Below are 19,336 nucleotides of genomic sequence, written 5' to 3'. Positions count from 1 at the left end.
TGGTGGACCACGGCAGCTGTCCGGGGGCACAACCCGGACCGCAGCCCCATGCCGGTCACCGGTGGCCGGCCTCGCCCGGCCGGAGAGGCGTGCGGTTGTGGCGGTCATCCCAGGCCTGACAGGGCATGGATGCCAGCGCCGAACGCTCTCACGCTGTCAGTGGCACGACACGACCACTCGGCAGAAAGAACGCGATGAGAGCAGCTCTGAAGGACCTGTCCGTCCCGGACCTCGCCGGGAAGCTGGCCGTCGTCACCGGCGCCAGCGACGGCGTCGGGCTGGGCCTGGCCGCGCGCCTGGCGCGGGCCGGCGCCGAGCTCGTCCTGCCCGTCCGCAACCCGCGCAAGGGTGCGGCTGCGGTCGAGCGCATCCGTGCCGACGTGCCCGGCGCCGCGGTCACGCTGCGCGACCTCGACCTGGCGTCCCTCGACTCGGTCGCCGCGCTGGCACGGACCCTGGGCGACGAGAGCCGCCCGATCCACGTCCTGGTCAACAACGCCGGGGTGATGACCCCGCCGACTCGCCACACCACGGCCGACGGGCTGGAACTGCAGTTCGGGACCAACCACATCGGGCACGTGGCACTCACCGCGGGGCTGCTGCCGCTCCTGCGAGCCGGCGGGGCGCGGGTCACCACGATGTCGAGCAGCGCCGCCCGGTACGCCCGGCTGGACTGGGACGACCTGCAGGCCGAGCGGCGCTACTCGCCGGTGCGCGCCTACAACGTCTCGAAGCTGGCGAACCTGTTGTTCGGGCTCGAGCTGGACCGGCGCAGCCGGGCCGGTGGCTGGGGGATCACGAGCAACGTCGCGCACCCCGGGACGACCCTGACGAACCTCTACGCCACCGGGCCGAACCTGGGCCGCGCCCGCCCGTCACCGCAGAAGGCGATCATGGGCCGGCTCGCGAGCTGGGGCGTGTTCGTCCAGGGGTCGACGCCGGCATGCAGCCTGCCCTGTACGCCGCGACCAGCCCGGGGGCCGCCGGGGGCCGCTTCTACGGACCCGACGGCGTCGGCCAGTTCGCCGGCAGGCCGACCGAGCTGCCGATCTACCGGTCCGCTCGCAACCCCGAGGATGCCGTCCGGCTCTGGGACATGTCCGAACAGCTGGCGGGCGTCACTTTCGCGGCCGTGTAGCGGGAGCCGCCGGGTGCGGGAGGAGAGTGGGGCCGTGGATCGTGCACGACTCGCGGGGTTCCTCCGCGCCCGGCGAGAGGCGCTTCAGCCCGAGGACGTCGGACTTCCCCGTGGACGCCGACGGCGCACCCGCGGGCTGCGCCGCGAGGAGGTCGCGCTGCTGTCGGACGTGTCGGTCGACTACTACGTCAGGCTCGAGCAGGAGCGCGGCCCGCACCCGTCCGAGCAGACCCTCGCTGCGCTCGCGCGCGGCCTGCGGCTCTCGATCGAGGAACGCGACCATCTGTTCCGGCTCGGCGGCTACCTGGCGCCGCAGCCGGCTCGGCGGGCCGACCACATCAACCCGGGGATGCTGCGCGTGTTCGACGGGCTGGGCGACGCCGCCGCGCAGGTGCTCAATAACGTCGGCGAGACCCTGACGCAGACCCGGCTCGCGGTCGCGCTGCACGGCGACGAGACCGCCTACAGCGGGTTGGCGCGCAGCCTGCACTACCGGTGGTTCGCCGATCCCGGTTCGCGGGCGCACTACCCGGAGGAGGACCACGCAGCGCGCAGCAGGCTCGTCGCGGGGGACCTGCACGGCGCCTTCAGCCGGGACGGCGCGGGGTCGCGTGCCGCCGAGATCGTCGATGCCCTGCTGGCGCGGAGTCCGGAGTTCGCCGACATCTGGCGGACGCACCCGGTGCCGGGGCCGTGCCGCGCAACGGAACGGCTGCTGCATCCGCAGGTCGGGCCGCTCGAGCTGCAGTGCCAGACGCTGCTGGACCCGGACCTGTCCCAGCGACTGCTGGTCTACACGGCCACGCCGGGCAGTGAGAGCGCCGAGAAGCTGCGGCTGCTGGCGGTACTGGGGCGCCGGCCCTGGTCCTCTGACGTCCGTGCCGACGGCGGCTTCGGCGACGCCCCGAGCGTCGAGGAGCCGGTGGGCAGGTAGGGGCCCCCGGACGATCGCGGCCGGCTGTCACAGACGGCGCCGTCGTCCTGTCCTAGCTGGTGGCAGTGACTCGAGGTCACTGCACGAGAAGTTGGGAGCACCCATGTCCGTCGACCACTCGCACCACATCGAGAACCCGAACGCGACGACACCTCCGCCGCGGGTGGAGCTCATCGGCTCGGTGCCGACCCCACCGATGCCCGAGTCCTCCGAGGCGATGACCATCCACGTCACTCTGCCTCCGGGCAGCGCCGGCTCGCCGCCGCACCGGCACACCGGCCCGGCCTTCGGTTACGTCGTCGAGGGGGAGATGATCTTCGAGCTGGAGGGTGAGCCGGAGCGCGTCGTGCGTGCCGGTGAGACCTTCTGGGAGCCGGGTGGGGACGTGATCCACTACCAGGACGGCAACAACCTCGCCGATGCCCGGAGCCGGTTCGTGGTCACCATGTTCGGCGTCCCCGACCAGCCGATGCTGATCCCGGTGAGCGCCGAGGAGCTCGAGGAACGCAAGTCCCGCCGCGCCCCTCGTCCCTGATCCGGCGGTGGACCGGGCACGGGTACGGGCGGGCGACGGCGGACCGTCGCACTGACGGCTGCGGCACCGAACCGGCCGGCCCGCGCCCGTCCACCAGCAGCCCACCGGTGGTGTGGCGCCGCCGCACTCAGCGCAACGCCGCCGGCACGACGATCCTCGTCGTTCGCGGCACTCGCCACGGGGAGAGGAGGTTCCGGTTGTGGCCGATCTCTGTGAAGTCGTCCAGGAGCGCCACTCGACGAGGTTGTTCCTCCGGGACAAGCCCGTACCGCGCGAGGTCGTGGAGGACGCTCTTGCGCTCGCGGTCCGCGCACCGTCGAACTCCAACATCCAGCCCTGGCACGTCGTCTTCGCGTCGGGTCCGGCGCGTGACCGTCTGGTCGAGGCGCTGCTTGAGGAAGCCCAGGTCAGGCCGCCGGTGGTGCCCGTGCTGCCGCCCGGCTTCGCGCACCTGCGACGTGATCTCGGTGCGGTGATCTACGGGGCGATGGGCATCGGGCGCCACGACACCGAGGCCCGGCGGATCGCGGTGCTGCGCAACTGGGAGTTCTTCCGCGCGCCGCTGGCCGGGATCGTCTGCATGCACCGGGACCTGGACCACGTGGACAGCGTGGGCATCGGAATGTTCCTGCAGACGCTGCTTCTCGCACTGACCGCCCGGGGCCTCGGGACGTGCGTCCAGGTGTCGATCGCGGGATATCCCGAGATCGTGCGGTCGCAGCTGCACATCCCGACCGAGATGCGGATCCTGTGTGGCCTCGCCATCGGCTACTCCGACCCCGACTTTCCGGGGAACTCGGTGCGCACCAGCCGCAATCCCATCGACCAGAACGTCGTCTTCCTCGATGAGTGAGGGTCGCTGGTCGCGTGCCGTGGCGGCGCTCGAGCTTCCGGTGCGCCGACGAGGCAGAAAAATGCCCACGAGGTGTACTGTCGAGGTATAAATCGGTCATACAGCAACATCGATATTACGTCGTCCAGGTGAGACACGGGCATCCGTTTGCCCGGCGGCGCGCTCCGATGTGGTGAGCCCGGCCCATGCTCGCGCACTCGACGCCACCGCCGTCAGTGGTAGCGGGCATCTCGGGGTTCCGGCCAGCAGGTAGCGAAGATGACCGCAGGCCGTGACGACTTCCGCTCGGTCGAGGGTCAGTCTGGTCTCACGGCTCGCGTCACGTTGGCAACGAACCGTGACGCGGGCCGGCTCCAATGATCTCTGCGATTCCTGGCTCGAACCCGGGCAATGAAGGATCACGTCGCGTCGACGCGATTTCTTGGCCCCGCAAGGGCGAGCAAGCGCAACATCTGGAGGAAGAGTGAGTGCCGATATCAGCGGGCTCTCCGTGTGGTTCGCGACCCCCGAGTACAGGTTCTGGCGCGACCGCACCACGATCGCGCTGCTGCCGGTCGCGGCGCCGTCCATTCTCGGGCTGTTCGGCTTCGCCGCCTCCACCTTCATGGTCGCCGCCAGCCTGGCGGGCTGGTACGGGAACGCGGAGGCCCCACTGATCCTCTTCCCGTTCGCCCTGGCCGCCGGCGGTATCGCACAGCTCCTCGCCGGCATGTGGGCCTATCGAGCCCAGGACGCGGTCGCTACCGCGCTGCACAGCATGTGGGGGCTGTTCTGGATCGGGTACGGCCTCTACACCCTGCTCATCGCGCTGGGTGTGGCGCCGGCCACGAGCTCTGCCGCCGCCGTCGCCTTCGGTGTGTGGTTCGTCGTCCTGGCCGCGATCACGTGGCTGGGTGCGGTCGCCGCGGCTGCCGAGAACATCGCGCTCACCGCGGCACTGGGCACGCTGGCCACCGGCTCCACGCTGCTGGCCATCGCGTTGCTGCGTGATGTGCCGGTCGTGCAGACGATCGGCGCCTACGTGCTGCTCGTCTCCGCCGCGCTGGCCTGCTATCTCGCCGCCGCGATGATGCTCGAGGCCACCGCGAAGCGAGTCGTCCTCCCGATCGGCAAGCGTCGCACAGCCCGGCTTCCCGGCACCGTCCAGCGGAACGTGCTCGTTCCCGGAGTGACGGTCGCAGGGTAATACCGGACGGGACCCCTGGCCCGACCGTCCGGAGTCGCCGCCGCGCACGTGCCCGACGTGCGCGGCGGCGGCACATCTCCGTGGGCTCGTACGCGATGGAGCAGGTCAGCGGCGATGTCGGCCGCAGGTTGCGGCCCGGCCGGCTCCTACCATGGCCGCATGCTGCTCACCGATGCCATGGACGGGTTCCGGCTGGCCTACGACGATCATCCCGGCGAGGGCGCGGGAACGGTCGTGCTCCTGCACGGCTGGCCGGGGGACCGGCACGACTTCCGGGACGTGGTGGCTCTGCTGGCGGGCCGGTGCCGGGTCGTCGTCCCGGATCTGCGGGGGTTCGGCGCGTCCGAGACGGACCCCGCGGCCGAGCCGGCCGCGTACGGGGCCGATGCGCAGGCCCGCAGCGTGCTCGCGTTGGTCGAGTCGCTCGGTGCCGGGCCGGTGGTGCTGGCCGGCTACGACGTGGGGTCCCGGGTCGCGCAGGCGGCGGCGCGGGCGCGGCCCGATCTGGTGCGTGCGCTGGTCCTGTCGCCGCCGCTGCCCGGTGCCGGCGATCGGGTGCTGACCCCGTCGGCGCAGCGTGAGTTCTGGTACCAGGCCTTTCACCAGCTGCCGCTGGCCGAGCAGCTGGTAGCCGGCTCGCAGGACGCGGTGCGGGCGTACCTGGCGCACTTCTGGACGCACTGGTCGGGCCCGGACTACGTCCCGGACGGGGCCGAGCTCGACCGGCTCGCCGAGGTCTACGGCCGTCCCGGTGCGTTCGTGGCCTCGATCAACTGGTACCGCGCGGGGTCGGGCGCGGTGGCGATGTCGGCGCAGGAGCAGCCGCCGGCCCCTGCCGACCGGATCGCGGTACCCACGACGGTGCTGTGGCAGGAGCACGACCCGCTGTTCCCGCGGGCATGGTCCGACCGGGTCACGGACTGGTTCGCCGACGTGGAGGTCCGCCCGCTGGACGGGGTCGGGCACTTCACCCCGCTGGAGGCGCCGGAGAAGTTCGCCGCTGGGGTTCTCGAACGCCTCGGCTGAGGCGACTCGCGCGCGGGGAGCGGGCGACTCGCGGGTCGGGAGCGGGCGACTCGCGGGTCGGGAACGGGCGACTCGCGGGTTCGGAACGGGCGACTCGCGGGGGGTGGAGCCGGGGCGGGGTGCGGGGAACGAACCCGGCTCTTGCCGGGTTGACGACGGTGGGTGCTTCAGCCGGCACCCGCTGGATCCCCGACGAACCGAAGGCCCGCACATGCCCGTGACGCTCTCCATCCTCGACCTCGCACCCGTCGCCCCTGGACAGACGGCACGGGAGAGCTTCGAGGGGAGTGTGCAGCTGGCCCGGGCCGCGGAGCGGCTCGGCTACCGCCGCGTCTGGTACGCCGAGCACCACAACATGGCGACGATCGCCTCGTCGGCCACGAGCGTCCTGATCGGCTACGTGGCCGCGCACACCTCCACGATCCGGCTCGGCGCCGGCGGCGTCATGCTGCCCAACCACGCGCCGCTGACGATCGCCGAGCAGTTCGGCACCCTCGAGACGCTCTTCCCCGGTCGCATCGACCTGGGGCTGGGCCGCGCTCCGGGGAGCGACCAGGTGACCATGCACGCGATGCGTCGCGACGCCTCGTCGTCCGACCGCTTCCCCCAGGACGTCCTGGAGCTGCAGGGGTACCTGCAGGGCAAGTCCCGCGTCCCCGGGGTGCAGGCGGTGCCCGGGGCGGGAACGAACGTGCCCTTGTACATCCTCGGGTCGTCGCTGTTCGGTGCTCAGCTGGCCGCGGCGCTGGGCCTGCCGTACGCGTTCGCCTCGCATTTCGCGCCCGAGGCGCTGCACGCGGCGATCGCGACCTACCGCCAGGACTTCACGCCATCGGAGCAGCTGTCCGCGCCCTACGTCATGGTGGGCGCGAACGTGATCGCCGCCGACGACGCGGAGGACGCGCAGAAGCAGTTCGTGACGGTGCGCCGGGCGCGGGTCCGGGGGATGATCTCGCGCGGTCCGGGCACCCCGAACTACACCGACGCCGAGATCGACGCCTTCCTGACCACGCCCAACGGCCGTCAGATCGCCGACATGATGAAGTACACGGCCGTCGGTACGGCCACGCAGGTGCGCGAGTTCCTCGAGGAGTTCGCCGACTCGACGCAGGCCGACGAGCTGATCGTCGCGCACCACTCCCAGGGCATCGCGGAGCGCGTCCGCTCGGCGGAGCTCACGGCCGACGCGATGCTGGGCGCGGACGCCTGAGCCGCCGGTCCCCGTTCGGCCGTCGCCAGGTTGCGGCGGTCAGCCGATGCGGCGCAGTGCTGGGCGGCGAGCCCACGTCGCCCAGCGCCACAGCCATTCGAGCGGACCCTGCTGGTACCGGCGCAGCCACAGCGTGGAGAACAGCCACTCGGCGGTGAGGACGGCGCCGGTGATCGCCAACACCGTCGCGCGTGACCAGGTGTCCGGTGGCCCACCGAGAAGATGGGCGGCTGCCAGCACGAGGACCGTGGCGGCCAGGTAGTTGGTGAGCGCCATCCGGCCCAGCGGCGCGAACACCGCCTGCAGCGCCGGTCGGAGCGGTGTCCTCAGCACGATCAGGAGGGCACAGATGTAGACACCCGCGATCAGCACCCCGGCCAGGGTCATCGCGCGGTTGAAGTCCGCACCGCCCATGTCGCCGAGCTGCCGGGTCTGCCACCACACGGCGGGCGCCGCCCCCGCCGCGAGGACCAGGCCCACCACGGCCGGTACCCGGGTGGAGAGCTCCAGCCGGTCGACCACCCCGTACCGGACCAGCGCCGATCCCAGCAGGAACAGCCCGGGCACCAGCGAGACCTGGCCACCGGCGGCGATCACCGCTGCCGCGATGAGCAGCGCGGCGAGCCCGGCCACCGCCCACCGCGGTAGCCAGGTCGACGGCAGCAGCACCACCAGGCCGACGACGGCGTAGACGGTCAGGATGTCGCCCTGCCACAGCAGCACGTGGTGCGCCAGACCCACCACGAGCAGGGCCAGCAGCCGGCGCAGCAGGAGCAGCCGCGGCCGCGCGGCGCGGTTCGACGCCGAGCGCAGCAGCAACTGGAACCCGATGCCGAAGAGCAGCGCGAAGATCGGGAAGAAGCGCAGCTCGGTGAGCAGCCCCAGCCAGGCGAACCCGTCGTCCGCGCCGGCCGGTGCCGGCGGCAGGAAGCCGCCCATGGCGGCGATCGGTCTGACGTTGACCAGCACGATCCCGCACAGCGCGAACCCGCGGATCACGTCGAGCGCGGCGATGCGCGCTCGACCGGGGACGAGGGGCTGGTCGGGGTCGGCCTGCCGTCGAGAAGAGTCCGGCGTGCGGTGGGGAGCGTCATGAGGCATCGGCTCAGCCTCGACATCGCGGTCGGTGCCGACACCCGTGCAAAGGACGGTTCGTGGCGGTGGCGACCGTACTTTCGACCGGTTCGGGGCCCGCGTCACGCTCTCTAGGCTGAGCGGCGTGACCATGGGGGACCGGCTGCCCGGGACGCTTCGGGCCGTGGCCGACGTCGGGCTCGGCGTGGTCGTCGCCGCGGCGCTCGTCGTCCAGGCCGCCGCCGTCGCGGCGAGCTGGGGCGGGGGCTACTGGTTGTCCGGCTGCCTGGCCGGCGTCGTGGTGTGCGCGATCGCCCTGGTGCGCAGGCGGCTGCGGACGTGGGGGACGGTCGCGGGCCTGGCGGTCGCCGCCGTCGCCATCATCGTCGCCCGGGCCGCCGAGCTACCGTCCGAGCCCGGGCCCGCCGTTGCCCTGGGTCTGTCCGTGCTGGTCGGGTCGTCGATCAGGGCCCTTCCGGCACTGCCTGCCGCCGCGATCGCGGCCGGGGGGTTCGCGGTGGTCGCCGGCACCTGGCTCGCCGACCCGCCGCCCACCTCCGGGGTAGCGGGGGTGACAGCGCTGAACGGCGCGGGCTGGACCGCAGCACTGGCGGTCGGGCTGGGTCTGCGGCTGCTCGACGCGCGCCGCCGGGCCGTCGCCGATTCGGTGCGCCGCGACGAGCGGATGAGACTGGCCAGGGAACTCCACGACGTGGCGGCCCACCACCTCACCGGCATCATCCTGCAGGCCCAAGCCGCCCAACTCGTCACTCGCAGGCAGCCTGGGTACCTCGACGGTCCGCTGGCCGACGTGCAGACGGCACTGGCGGGTATCGAGGCCGCCGGATCCGATGGCCTGACCGCGATGCGTCGCGTCGTCGGGCTCCTGCGCGACGCGGAGGACGCGGACCCGACCACGTCGGAACCGGAACAGCTCAGTGTCCTGGTCGAACGTTTCGAACAACAGGGTCCGGCGGTGCGCCTGCGCGTGCCCGACGGCCGGACGGCGTGGCCACCCGAGGTGGCCGGCACCGTCTACCGGGTGGTGCAGGAGTCGCTCACCAACATCGCACGCCACGCGCCCGAGGCCCGTTCGGTCACGGTCGACGTCGATGAGGATCACCAGGGCGTCACCGTCGCCGTGACCGACGACGGGCCGACTGCGTCGCACCGCCACCACGGCGGCTACGGCCTGATCGGGATGCGCGAACGCGTCGAGGCCCTCGGTGGCACGTTGTGTGCCGGTCCGCGACCCGGCGCCGGCTGGGCCGTGCGTGCCACCCTGCCGGTCCCCGCGCGGGTGCGCCGATGACCATCACGGTGCTGCTGGCGGACGACCAGGCGCTGGTACGGAGCGGTTTGCGGCTCATACTCGAGGACCAGCCCGACATCACCGTTGTCGGGGAGGCAGCGGACGGTGCCGAGGCGGTGGCTCTCGCCCGCCGGCTCCGTCCGGACGTCTGCCTCGTCGACATCAGAATGCCCCGCCTCGACGGCATCGAGGTCACACGCGCTCTGGCGGGCCCCGGCGTCGCCGACCCGCTGCGGGTGGTCGTGGTCACCACCTTCGACCTCGACGACTACGTGTACCGCGCGCTGCGGGGCGGGGCGGTCGGCTTCGTCCTGAAGGACGCCGGTCCCGCCCTGCTCGTCGAGGCCGTCCGGGCGGCGGATGCCGGGGACGCACTGGTCTCGCCGTCGATCACCGTGCGGCTGCTCCGCCGCTTGATGGGTGCCGGCGTGAATCCGACGGGCAGGCCGGTTCAGGCGTTGTCGGACCGGGAGATCGAGGTCGTTCGTGCGGTGGCCGGAGGCCGTACCAACCAGGAGATCGCCGCCGAACTGTTCATCTCGTTGAGCACGGTCAAGAGCCACCTGTCGGGAATCCAGGCCAAGCTCGGGGTGCGCAACCGGGTCGGGATAGCGGCCTGGGCCTGGGAGAACCACATCGTCCATCTCGACGCCGGGCCGGCCTCCCGCAACCCGCGCCGTCGGCGGTAGCGCCCCGGTCGGCACCCCGTGAACATCAGGTAACCGGTGCGGCGCCGACGGTGCTCCGGCCAGGGAGCACCGGTGCCGACTGTTCCATTCTGTCGGGATTCCGCTGACCATTGTTACTTTCTTGAAAACTTCCCATAGGGCCGTCGAATCCTGTGGCGGGCGCCGCTTGCCGCGGAAACGCCGAGACTTTTAGCATCGGGTCGGACGCGAGGGAGAAGCGATGGCTGGACGACCCGATCGGCGGATACCCCGCTCCCCGGACCCTGATTTTCACAGAATCGGCACGACAATTCTCTCGGAGGCGGACGGCCGCGAATACGCGGGCTCCACGTGGTGACCGGCGCCGAGGAGTTCGCCGCGCGGGCCGCGCGGCTCGGCTACCGGCTCGACGAGGAGCAGGCGGCCGCCGTGCATGCCGCCGTCGTGGCCGACGAGGCCGCGGCCCAGCGGCTGCAGGAGCGCTCCCCGGCCGCCGCGGGCCTGGATCCCGTGCTCGGGGACCAGTGGCTGCGGGCCTGGGAGGGGCGGTGATGACCGCTGAGCTCGACGCCACCGGGTTGCTGGCGGCCTACCGCGCCGGAGATGTCTCGCCCGTCGAGGTCGTGACCGGGGCGCTGAAGCGGGCGGAGCAGGCGCACACACGGCTCAACTGCACGGTCCTGGTGCTGGCGGAGCAGGCGGTCGTGGCGGCCGAGGAGTCGCAGCGGCGCTGGTCGGACGGCACCGCGCGTCCGCTGGAGGGCGTCCCGTTCGCGGTCAAGGACGTGATCGACGTGGCCTGGGTGCCGACCACGGCAGGCTCGCTCGTGTACGGCGAGCACCCGGCGGCCGAGTCTGCGGTGGTGGTGCGCCGGCTGGTGGCGGCGGGCGCGATCCCGGTTACGAAGGACACCACCACCGAGTTCGCCGTCGGTGGCCCGCACCCGCCGCGGTTCGGCGCCTGCCGCAACCCGTGGGACACCGAGCGCTGGACGGGCGGCTCATCCACGGGCACGGCGGCGGCGGTCGCGGCGCGCGTCGTCCCGTTCGGGCTGGGCACGGACGTCGGTGGTTCGGTGCGCCTGCCCTCGGCCTGGTGCGGGCTCACGGGGCTCAAGCCGACCATGGGCGCGGTGCCCCGCACGGGGGTGTTCCCGCTGTCCTTCACCGTCGAGACGGTGGGGCCGCTGGCCCGCAGCGCCCGTGACGTCGGCCTGGTCTTCGACGTGCTGCGCGGACCCGATCCGCGCGACCCGCGCACCGCGCCGCTCCCCGCGTTCACGCCGCCGGACGAGCCCGCCGACCTCGCCGGCCTGCGCATCGCCGTCCCCGGCGGGTACTTCACCGAACTGTGCGACGCCGCCGTGCGCGCCGGGATCGACGCGCTGGTGACCACCCTCGTCGATGCGGGCGCGGAGGTGGTGCCCGGCGAGATCCCGTCGGCCGCCGAAGCGCTCCCGGCCGGCTACCGGATCGTGTTCGCCGAGGCCGCCGCCCTGCACCGCCGCGACGCCGGCCGGTGGGGGGAGTACGACCCCGTCACGGTGCGCCGGATCGGGCAGGGCATCGCCACCCCGGCCGTGGACTACCTGCGGGCGCTGCAGTTCCGCGTCGAACTGCAACGCGAGCTCGACGCGGTGTTCGCGACGGCCGACCTCGTCGTCGTCCCGACCTGTCCGGGCACCGCACCCCGGCTGCCGGACTGCACCGTCGTCGTCGACGGGGTGGAGTTCCCGCTCTACGCGGCCCAGTCGCGCTCCACGATGCTGGCCAACCTGACCGGCGTGCCGGGGCTGGCGCTCCCCACCGGTTTCGCCCCCGACGGGTGCCCGGTCTCGGCGCAGCTCATCGCGCCGCCGCACCACGAGGCCGTGGCGTTGCGGGCGGCCCGGCTGTTCCAGGCGCGCACGGATCACCATCTCCGGTTGCCCGCAATTGTCGCCGAACTGACGTGAGCAAGCGTCCCACTTCGTGAAAGGACAGAGATGGACTTCGGTGTCTTCATCCCCATCGGCAACAACGGCTGGCTGATCTCCGAGAACTCTCCGCAGTACATGCCCTCGTTCGACCTGAACAAACGCGTGGTGCAGGAGGCCGAGACCCAGGGGTTCGCGTTCGCGCTCTCGATGATCAAGCTGCGCGGCTTCGGCGGGAAGACCGAGTTCTGGGACCACAACCTCGAGTCCTTCACGCTGATGGCCGGGCTCGCCGCCGTCACCGAGCGGATCAAGCTCTATGCCTCGACGGCGGTGCTCACGTTGCCGCCTGCGCTGGTGGCCCGGATGGCGTCCACCATCGACTCGATCGCCCCCGGCCGCTTCGGCGTCAACATCGTCTCCGGCTGGGCCAAGGGCGAGTACGAGCAGATGGGCCTCTGGCCCGGCGACGACTACTTCTCCTACCGCTACGACTACTCCTCGGAGTACGTGCAGGTGCTCCGCGACCTGTGGGAGAAGGGTCGCTGCGACCTCGACGGAAAGTACTTCCAGATGGACGACTGCGTGCTCTCGCCGCGGCCATCGGGTCCGGTCGAGATCGTGTGCGCTGGGCAGTCGGAGCGCGGCATGCGGTTCTGCGCCGAGTACGGCGACTTCAACTTCATCCTCAGCCCCGGCGTCAACGACCCGGAGGTCTACCGGGCGCCGTCGGGGCGGCTGGCACAGGCCGCGGAGAAGACCGGCCGGGACGTCGGCTCGCTGCCGCTGTTCATGGCGATCATGGCGGAGACCGACGAGGAGGCCCACGCCAAATGGGCCTCGTACCACGAGGGCGCCGACGTCGAGGCGATCGCCTACATGACCGACGAGGGCGGGAAGGACGTCGCCGCCGACGGTTCGGGCACGGCGCGGACGATCAGCCTCCCCGAGGGGGCGGTCAACATCAACATGGCCACCCTCGTCGGGAGCTACGAGTCGGTGGCCCGCCAGGTCGACCTACTGGCTGACATGCCCGGCGTCAAGGGGATGATGCTCACGTTTGACGATTTCGAGAAGGGCGTCCACGATTTTGGTACGCGGGTGATGCCGCTGCTGGGCTAGTCGCACCGGATACGGATGGTTCGACAAAATCAGGACATTCCCGCAATAGTGGGAACGACGAAGAGGAATACGCTGGACGTGTTGATTCAGGTGATGGGGTTCGTAGCCGCGGCGCTGGCTGGTACCGGCGGTGCGTTGTTCGGAGTCCGGCTGGCCGATGCCGTGAACCGTCGGCTGGGCCGGGGGATCTCCGAAGACTCTCCCTAGCAGCTACCCCCTCGGGCTCGTCTCCCCAACCGCCCAGACCTGGAGGCAAGGGCAGCAACCCGATGAACCATCCCGGTCGGAGCAGTAGCCTCTGATCACGTGGACTTCGACATCGAGCGGGCCCGGCGCGACACCCCTGGTGCACACGGCGTGGCGCATCTCGACAACGCGGGGGCGGCGCTGCCGCCGCGGCAGGTGACGGAGGCGGTGGTCGACCACCTGCGCCGGGAGGCGGAGGTGGGTGGGTACGAGGCGGCCGCCGTCGCGGCCGACCGGATCGACGGCACGTATGCGGCCGTGGCCAGGCTCCTCGGCTGCGCGCAGGACGAGGTCGCGCTGGTCGAGAACGCCACGCGCGCCTGGGACATGGCCTTCTACGCCCTGCCGTTGCGGCCCGGCGACCGGATCCTGACCGCCCGCGCGGAGTACGGCAGCAACGTCATCGCCTTCCTGCAGGTCGCCGCGCGCACCGGGGCGATGGTGGAGGTCGTCGACGACGACGAGCACGGGCAGCTGTCGGTGGCCGACCTGTGCCGCCGCCTGCAGGACGGCGGGGGGCGCGTCGGGCTCATCGCGATGACGCACGTCCCGACGCACGGCGGGCTGGTCAACCCCGCCGAGGAGGTCGGCGCCGTCGCCCGCGCCGCGGGTGTGCCGTTCCTGCTCGACGCCTGCCAGTCCGTGGGCCAGCTGGATGTGGACGTCGAGCGGATCGGGTGTGACCTGCTGTCGGCCACCGGCCGCAAGTTCCTGCGCGGGCCCCGCGGGACGGGCTTCCTGTACGTCCGCCGCGCGCTGCTCGAGCGCCTGGACCCGCCGTTCCTGGACCTGCACGCCGCCACGCTGACGGCTCCGGACCGCTACGAGGTGCGGCCCGACGCGCGACGCTTCGAGAACTGGGAGAGCGACGTCGCCGCCAGGATCGGGTTGGGCGTGGCCGTCGACTACGCACTGGAGTGGGGGCTGGAGGCGATCGAGGCCCGCGTCACGGCGCTGGCCGAGACGCTGCGCGAACGGCTGGGGGCGATGGACGGGGTCCGGGTCCACGACCAGGGCGCCCGGCGCTGCGGCATCGTCACCTTCACCGTCGAGGGCGTCCCGTGCGAGAAGGTGCAGCAGGTGCTGCGCGAGCGCGGGGTGCGCACCACCGTCTCCCGGGCCAGGTCGGCCCAGCTGGACATGCCCCGCCGGGGGCTGACGGAGCTGGTCCGCGCCTCGGTGCACTACTACAACACCGAGGACGAGCTCAACCGGCTCGTGGCCGCGCTGCCCGCATCGGGCGCGCTCGGCTGAGCCCCGGCACGGGGGAGCGCCCGCCAGCTTCCGGGCGCTCCCGTCGTCGCGGTGCCGGTCAGGCCATCTCCGGCACCCGCAGGTGCGCGAGCGCCAGTTCGAACTCGCCGACCTCCACGACCTCGGAGCCGGTTTCGCTGGAGGCCCGCTCCCGCAACGCGACGGCTGCGTCGCGGTTGCGCACCATGGCGTCACGGCTGTCGAAGGTCACCGAGGAGACGGCGTATCCGGAGGTGCGGTCGACCATCAGGCTGGCGCTGCAGAACCCGTCGAACTCCTGGATCTCGGGCAGCAGCCCCATCCGGTAGATCTCGACGACGCGGTTGGTGCCCGGGAGGTCCGTCCGCAGCCAGGTGGCGCGCACGCACGCACCCGGCGCCGAGCTGTGGTCCCGGTGCAGGACGGCGATCTCCCACTCGTCGACCTGCGGCCTGCCGCCGAGGATCTCGGCGGCGTGTTCGCGGACGGGCCGCAGCCGGTCCTCGCTGGCGCGCATGGCCGCCTCGTCCTGCCACGCGGTCGTGATGATGCAGCGACCCGACATGCGGTCGACCAGCATGGACAGGCCGATGCACCCTTCGGTCTCCAGACACATCGGCATGACCTCGTCGCGGATGTGCGCGACCCCCGCGTCGATCGACTCGGGATGTGCGTGGACTGTGGTGGAGCGTGCGTACACGATCCACCCCCTTCCGATCGGGGTGGCGCCCCGGCGGCGCCGCCGGTCGCCGAACACCCTTCTCGCGCGGTCCTGGTGTGGCAATGCCTGTGCCGCCACCGGCGAAGATCGACCTGCAACCCCGTTGCAACGGTTGCTCCGCGCCACCGCGGCGGCTTGACTCGGACGCACCGCTTGCCGCAGCACTCCGAGGAGGTCACGTGCGCGCTGCACGGTTCCACGGTCCCGGCGACATCCGCATCGACGACGTGCCGGACCCGCAGGTCCGGGACGGCCAGGTGGAGGTGTCGGTCGACTGGTGCGGCATCTGCGGCACCGATCTCCACGAGTTCCTCGAAGGCCCGATCTTCATCCCGGGCAAGGGTTCACCGCACCCGATCACCGGCGTGGAGATGCCGGTCGTCATCGGGCACGAGTTCGCCGGCGTGGTCTCGGCGGTGGGGTCCGGCGTCACGGGCGTCTCCGAGGGAGATCGGGTGGCGGTAGAGCCGTACTGGGTGTGCGGGACGTGCGCGGCCTGCGCGGCCGGGCGCTACAACATCTGCCGCAGCCTGGGCTTCGTCGGGCTGAGCGGGGACCAGGGCGGCTTCGCCGAGCGGTGCGTCGTCGACTCCCGCTGGATCCACCCGCTCGGTGACCTGCCGACGGACATCGGCGCGCTGGTCGAGCCGCTCGCCGTCGGCTACCACGCCGTGCGGCTCTCCGGCCTGCGGGAGGGTGGCACCGCCGCGGTGTTCGGCGCCGGGCCGATCGGGCTGGTCACGACCGCGGCGCTGCGGGCGGCAGGGGCGGCCACGGTGATCGTCGTCGAGCCCGCGGCCGCCCGTAAGGCGAAGGCGACGGGTGCGGGCGCGGACGTCGTCGTCGACCCGGCCACCGACGACCCGGCGACGGCCATCCGCGACGTCACCGGCGGAGCGGGTGTGGACGTCGCGTTCGAGTGCGCCGGGATCGACGCCGTGCTCGCGTCGGCGATCGGGTCCGTCCGGCCGGGCGGGACGGTCGTGAACGTCGCGATCTGGGGCCACGAGCCGCGGGTCGCGGTGAACGACCTGGTGATGAGCGAGGTGACGCTCATCGGCTCGCTGGCCTACTGCGGTGACCATCCCGACGTCATCGCCCTGCTCCGCGACGGGAAGGTCGACGCCGAGCAGTTCATCACCGGCCGGATCGGGCTCGACGACCTGGTCAGCGGCGGCTTCCGGCAGCTGATCGACAACAAGGAGGAGAACGTGAAGATCCTCGTCTCGCCGACGGCACTGCTGTCCTGACCTCGGGCGGCTATCCCGCCGTGGCCGGTGCCGGGCCCGGCCGGGTGCTGCCCAGCTCGCCCAGGTCCCAGAAGAGCCCGGACATCATCCGAATCCCTTCACGGGCGACCGAGGCGAGGAGGTGCTCGTCGGGCCCGTGCTGGGCGCACGCCGGGTACGAGTGCGGCACCCAGACCGTCGGCATGCCGATGACCTCGGCGAAGACGTCGTTGGGCAACGACCCGCCGAGGTTGGGCAGCACGACGGGGGCCTTCTGCGTGCTCCGCTCGATCGACGCGACGGCCCACCGCACCCACGGGTCGTCGGGGCTCAGGCGGGTGGCCGCCATCGTGCTGTCCACCTGGACCTCGACCATCGGGTAGCCCTGCGCGTCGAGGTGCTCGCGCACGATCCGGCCCAGCTCCTGCCACGGGGTGCCCACCACGAACCGCAGCTGGCAGTGGGCGCGCGCCGTCGCCGGGATCGCGTTGACCGGCGCGTCCGGCGTGCCGGCGACGAACGCCAGCACCTCGAGGGCGTTGCCGCCCATCACGCGTTCGGCCGGGGTCAGCCCCGGCTCGCCCCAGCCGTCGTCGATGTCCGGGTCGGTCGGCCCGCCACCGGGGGAGACGTCCGCCAGTGCCCGGCGCACCGCATCCGGGATCTCCGGTGCCCGCAGCCCGTCGACCGTGATGACGCCGCGCCCGTCGACCATGCCGGCGAGCGCGTTGGCCAGCACGGTGGCGGGGTTGCGCAGCAGACCGCCCCAGTTGCCGGAGTGGTGGGTGCCCTCGCGCAGGTTCAGGCTGAGCGTGAACGCGACCGAACCGCGGGAGCCGAGGAACACCGTGGGCCGGTCCGCGGCCAGCCGGGGCCCGTCGGAGGCCAGCAGCAGGTCGGCGGCGAGCTCGTCGGCCCGCTGCTCGCACATCTCGCGCAGGCCGGGCGACCCCGCCTCCTCACCGGTCTCGATCAGCACCTTCAGGTTGAACCCGAGCCGTCCACCCCTGGCCGCCATGACGTGCCCGAGTGCGGCGATGTTGAGGGTGTGCTGGCCCTTGTTGTCGGCGGTTCCCCGGCCGTACCAGCGGTCTCCCTCGACGCGGATCTCCCACGGGGAGAGCCCGCTGCGCCACCGCTCCGGCTGGCCGAGCACGACGTCTCCGTGGCCGTAGACCAGCACGGTCGGCAGTTCGGGGTCCTCGTGGCGGTGCGCGATCAGGAACGGCCCACCGCCTGCCACCGGGTTGTCGACGACGGTGCAGTGCGCCCCGAGCCGTTCGAGGGCCGAGGTCATCTCGCCGGAGAGGTAGCGGTGCAGCACCGGGAGGGAGCCGGGGTCCTGGCTCTCGGTGCGCAGCGCCACCCGCCTGCCGAGGTCGTCGAGAAAGGCGCCCGAGTCGACGTAGGACGTGGACCGCTCGACGGCGTCGGCGCGGGTCATCGTCATCCCTCCTGCCGGGCGGCGCGCCCGGCGGTCACCGTCTCGGTGATCCTGGCCAGCGGGACCAGGCCCAGCAGGCAGATCGCGGCGAGCACGACGTAGTGCACGGTGAACCCGAAGCTGTCGATGATCCAGCCGGACACGGCGGCGGCGAGCACCCCCGACACCCCGAGGGCCAGGCCGATCATGATGCCCATCGCCGTGCCCGCTGCCCGCGGCACCGAGTCGATGAGCAGCGCGTAGACCACGGGGAAGGGCGCGTTGCGGAACAGGCCCCAGGCGAGCAGCACGATCCAGGCGCTCGCCGGGCCCGAGATGAGGATCATGGCGAGCAGGGTCACGGCCCAGCCGACGACGAGGAAGCGGATGGCGAACTTGCGCCCCGCGTGGTCCGACCACGCGCCCCACACCACCTGTCCGATCCAGCCCGTCAGCCCGGACGCGCCCGACAGCAGGGCCGCCGTGGGCAGGCTCATGCCCTGGCCCACCAGCTGCCCCGTCAGGAACGTCACGGCCCCGGCCTCCGCCCAGAGGAACAGGAAGATCAGCGCGATCGACCAGCGGACGTTGGCGCTGCTCAGCGCCTCCTTGACGGGCGCGAGTGCGGACCCGGTCTGCCGCACGGAGAGCTCCGGGAGCGGCCGGGTGAGACCGTGGCGGTCGATCCAGTCGTAGACCCGCTGCTGGTTGCGCCGCGTGCCGACGATGGTCTGCGCCACGATGATCGGAATGCCGAGCAACGGGATGAGCAGGAAGGCCTCCCGCCAGCCCGCCACCCCGAGAACGACGGCGATCAGCGCGCCGGTGAGGAACTGTCCGAGCGGGAAGCCGGTGTGATGCGTGCCCACCGCGAACCCGCGGTGCTCCTTCGGCCACCACTCGCTGACGAGCGCCACGTTGACCGGCTCGGAGCCGCCCCGGCTGATGCCCATCGGGATGCGCAGCAGGAGGAACGCCACGAAGCTGCCCGCGAACCCGAACGTGAGGGCGCCGCCGAGGATGCCGATCAGCATCGCGACGTTCCAGGCCCAGGTGCGGCGGTACCCCGTGCCGATCCGGTCGGAGAACCACCCGAACAGCAGGGCGCCCACGATCAGCCCGGCGAAGAACACCGAGTTGATCAGCCCGGCCTGCGTCGAGTTGAGCCCGAACTCCTCCTGGATCGCGGGCAGCACCGCCGGGAGGATCCCGCCGTCGACCGCCGTCATGAGAATTGCGCAGGTGGTGATCGCGAGTGTCACCCAGGACAGCGGATGGGCGCGGGGCAGCCACGCCGAGCGGGGAATGGACGCTCCGGATTCGGACAAATCGACCTCGCTCAGGGTGGGCGCGGGAAGTCTTCCGGGTGACCGGCCCTCAGGGTGGAGGTCGCGTCGGCACGATCACCTGGTCATTCTCGGTACCGTGATCGGCGCCCGTCAACGAGTCCGGGAGGTCCGCCGGAATCCGCCCCGGGATTCGGGACATTCAGCGCGTAGGCCGCGTAGCA

17 protein-coding genes are annotated in these 19,336 nt (G+C 72.1%); 13 read left to right on the top strand and 4 right to left on the bottom strand.

The window, feature by feature from the left end; all coding sequences use genetic code 11:
* Positions 1-194 precede the first annotated feature (194 nt).
* From ACQPZA_RS25895 to ACQPZA_RS25870, 6 genes are all read left to right on the top strand, one after another.
* A complete protein-coding gene (locus ACQPZA_RS25895) occupies positions 195-2,072 on the top strand; it encodes an SDR family oxidoreductase (RefSeq protein ID WP_433274588.1) in 1,878 nt (625 codons plus the stop codon).
* Between the two features lie 103 nt (positions 2,073-2,175).
* Positions 2,176-2,607 carry a cupin domain-containing protein gene (locus ACQPZA_RS25890; protein ID WP_433274586.1) on the top strand — a complete coding sequence of 144 codons (432 nt, stop codon included), beginning with the start codon at positions 2,176-2,178 and terminating at the stop codon, positions 2,605-2,607.
* 199 nt (positions 2,608-2,806) lie between these two features.
* Entirely contained in the window at positions 2,807-3,460 is a 654-nt protein-coding gene (locus ACQPZA_RS25885) for a nitroreductase (protein WP_433274584.1), read from the top strand.
* 463 nt (positions 3,461-3,923) lie between these two features.
* Positions 3,924-4,646, top strand: a complete 723-nt coding sequence (locus ACQPZA_RS25880) for an acetate uptake transporter (protein WP_433274582.1) — start codon at positions 3,924-3,926, stop codon at positions 4,644-4,646.
* A gap of 159 nt (positions 4,647-4,805) precedes the next feature.
* Positions 4,806-5,672 carry an alpha/beta fold hydrolase gene (locus ACQPZA_RS25875; protein WP_433274580.1) on the top strand — a complete coding sequence of 289 codons (867 nt, stop codon included), beginning with the start codon at positions 4,806-4,808 and terminating at the stop codon, positions 5,670-5,672.
* 211 nt (positions 5,673-5,883) lie between these two features.
* On the top strand, positions 5,884-6,882 hold the full coding sequence (locus tag ACQPZA_RS25870; protein WP_433274578.1) for an LLM class flavin-dependent oxidoreductase: 999 nt from the start codon (positions 5,884-5,886) through the stop codon (positions 6,880-6,882).
* Positions 6,883-6,921: 39 nt separating this feature from the next.
* Here the strand turns inward: ACQPZA_RS25870 and ACQPZA_RS25865 are convergent, their stop codons facing one another.
* Positions 6,922-7,983: a DUF418 domain-containing protein gene (locus ACQPZA_RS25865; RefSeq protein ID WP_433274576.1), complete on the bottom strand. Its 1,062-nt coding sequence runs from the start codon at positions 7,981-7,983 to the stop codon at positions 6,922-6,924.
* A gap of 124 nt (positions 7,984-8,107) precedes the next feature.
* Between ACQPZA_RS25865 and ACQPZA_RS25860 the strand changes: the two genes are divergently transcribed.
* The 6 genes from ACQPZA_RS25860 to ACQPZA_RS25835 all read left to right on the top strand — a co-directional run bounded on the left by ACQPZA_RS25860 (position 8,108) and on the right by ACQPZA_RS25835 (position 14,474).
* Positions 8,108-9,268, top strand: coding sequence for a sensor histidine kinase (locus ACQPZA_RS25860; RefSeq protein ID WP_433282991.1), 1,161 nt, complete (start codon positions 8,108-8,110; stop codon positions 9,266-9,268).
* Positions 9,265-9,957 carry a response regulator gene (locus ACQPZA_RS25855; protein WP_433274574.1) on the top strand — a complete coding sequence of 231 codons (693 nt, stop codon included), beginning with the start codon at positions 9,265-9,267 and terminating at the stop codon, positions 9,955-9,957. Before ACQPZA_RS25860 ends, ACQPZA_RS25855 begins: the two co-directional genes overlap by 4 nt.
* A gap of 330 nt (positions 9,958-10,287) precedes the next feature.
* Entirely contained in the window at positions 10,288-10,488 is a 201-nt protein-coding gene (locus tag ACQPZA_RS25850) for a hypothetical protein (RefSeq protein WP_433274572.1), read from the top strand.
* On the top strand, positions 10,488-11,891 hold the full coding sequence (locus tag ACQPZA_RS25845; RefSeq protein ID WP_433274570.1) for an amidase: 1,404 nt from the start codon (positions 10,488-10,490) through the stop codon (positions 11,889-11,891). The genes ACQPZA_RS25850 and ACQPZA_RS25845 overlap by 1 nt, the downstream gene beginning before the upstream one ends.
* 30 nt (positions 11,892-11,921) lie before the next feature.
* Entirely contained in the window at positions 11,922-12,974 is a 1,053-nt protein-coding gene (rutA, locus tag ACQPZA_RS25840; RefSeq protein WP_433274568.1) for a pyrimidine utilization protein A, read from the top strand.
* A gap of 306 nt (positions 12,975-13,280) precedes the next feature.
* On the top strand, positions 13,281-14,474 hold the full coding sequence (locus tag ACQPZA_RS25835) for an aminotransferase class V-fold PLP-dependent enzyme (RefSeq protein WP_433274566.1): 1,194 nt from the start codon (positions 13,281-13,283) through the stop codon (positions 14,472-14,474).
* 58 nt (positions 14,475-14,532) lie between these two features.
* On the opposite strand, the gene ACQPZA_RS25830 is transcribed toward ACQPZA_RS25835, so the two are convergent.
* On the bottom strand, positions 14,533-15,153 hold the full coding sequence (locus tag ACQPZA_RS25830) for an antibiotic biosynthesis monooxygenase (protein WP_169399635.1): 621 nt from the start codon (positions 15,151-15,153) through the stop codon (positions 14,533-14,535).
* Between the two features lie 200 nt (positions 15,154-15,353).
* On the opposite strand from ACQPZA_RS25830, the gene ACQPZA_RS25825 reads away from it, so the two are divergent.
* Positions 15,354-16,424, top strand: a complete 1,071-nt coding sequence (locus tag ACQPZA_RS25825) for a 2,3-butanediol dehydrogenase (RefSeq protein ID WP_433274564.1) — start codon at positions 15,354-15,356, stop codon at positions 16,422-16,424.
* Between the two features lie 10 nt (positions 16,425-16,434).
* On the opposite strand, the gene ACQPZA_RS25820 is transcribed toward ACQPZA_RS25825, so the two are convergent.
* Complete coding sequence (locus tag ACQPZA_RS25820) at positions 16,435-17,847, bottom strand: M20 family metallopeptidase (RefSeq protein WP_433274562.1); 1,413 nt, start codon at positions 17,845-17,847, stop codon at positions 16,435-16,437.
* A gap of 2 nt (positions 17,848-17,849) precedes the next feature.
* Positions 17,850-19,088, bottom strand: a complete 1,239-nt coding sequence (locus tag ACQPZA_RS25815; RefSeq protein ID WP_433274560.1) for an MFS transporter — start codon at positions 19,086-19,088, stop codon at positions 17,850-17,852.
* Positions 19,089-19,336 lie beyond the last annotated feature (248 nt).

Origin of the sequence: Pseudonocardia xinjiangensis, assembly GCF_050948425.1 — a bacterium.
In the GTDB taxonomy this organism is placed as follows: Bacteria; Actinomycetota; Actinomycetes; order Mycobacteriales; family Pseudonocardiaceae; genus Pseudonocardia; species Pseudonocardia xinjiangensis.
This window is presented reverse-complemented; position numbering and strand designations above follow the sequence as displayed.

Excerpts from the sequence above, each read along its gene's own strand:
- ACQPZA_RS25845 (WP_433274570.1), top strand. The coding sequence starts at position 10,488 with ATGACCGCTGAGCTCGACGCCACCGGGTTGCTGGCGGCCTACCGCGCC.
- ACQPZA_RS25820 (WP_433274562.1), bottom strand. The coding sequence starts at position 17,847 with ATGACCCGCGCCGACGCCGTCGAGCGGTCCACGTCCTACGTCGACTCG.
- ACQPZA_RS25860 (WP_433282991.1), top strand. The coding sequence starts at position 8,108 with ATGGGGGACCGGCTGCCCGGGACGCTTCGGGCCGTGGCCGACGTCGGG.
- ACQPZA_RS25870 (WP_433274578.1), top strand. The coding sequence starts at position 5,884 with ATGCCCGTGACGCTCTCCATCCTCGACCTCGCACCCGTCGCCCCTGGA.
- ACQPZA_RS25895 (WP_433274588.1), top strand. The coding sequence starts at position 195 with ATGAGAGCAGCTCTGAAGGACCTGTCCGTCCCGGACCTCGCCGGGAAG.
- rutA (WP_433274568.1), top strand. The coding sequence starts at position 11,922 with ATGGACTTCGGTGTCTTCATCCCCATCGGCAACAACGGCTGGCTGATC.
- ACQPZA_RS25865 (WP_433274576.1), bottom strand. The coding sequence starts at position 7,983 with ATGCCTCATGACGCTCCCCACCGCACGCCGGACTCTTCTCGACGGCAG.
- ACQPZA_RS25875 (WP_433274580.1), top strand. The coding sequence starts at position 4,806 with ATGCTGCTCACCGATGCCATGGACGGGTTCCGGCTGGCCTACGACGAT.
- ACQPZA_RS25855 (WP_433274574.1), top strand. The coding sequence starts at position 9,265 with ATGACCATCACGGTGCTGCTGGCGGACGACCAGGCGCTGGTACGGAGC.
- ACQPZA_RS25890 (WP_433274586.1), top strand. The coding sequence starts at position 2,176 with ATGTCCGTCGACCACTCGCACCACATCGAGAACCCGAACGCGACGACA.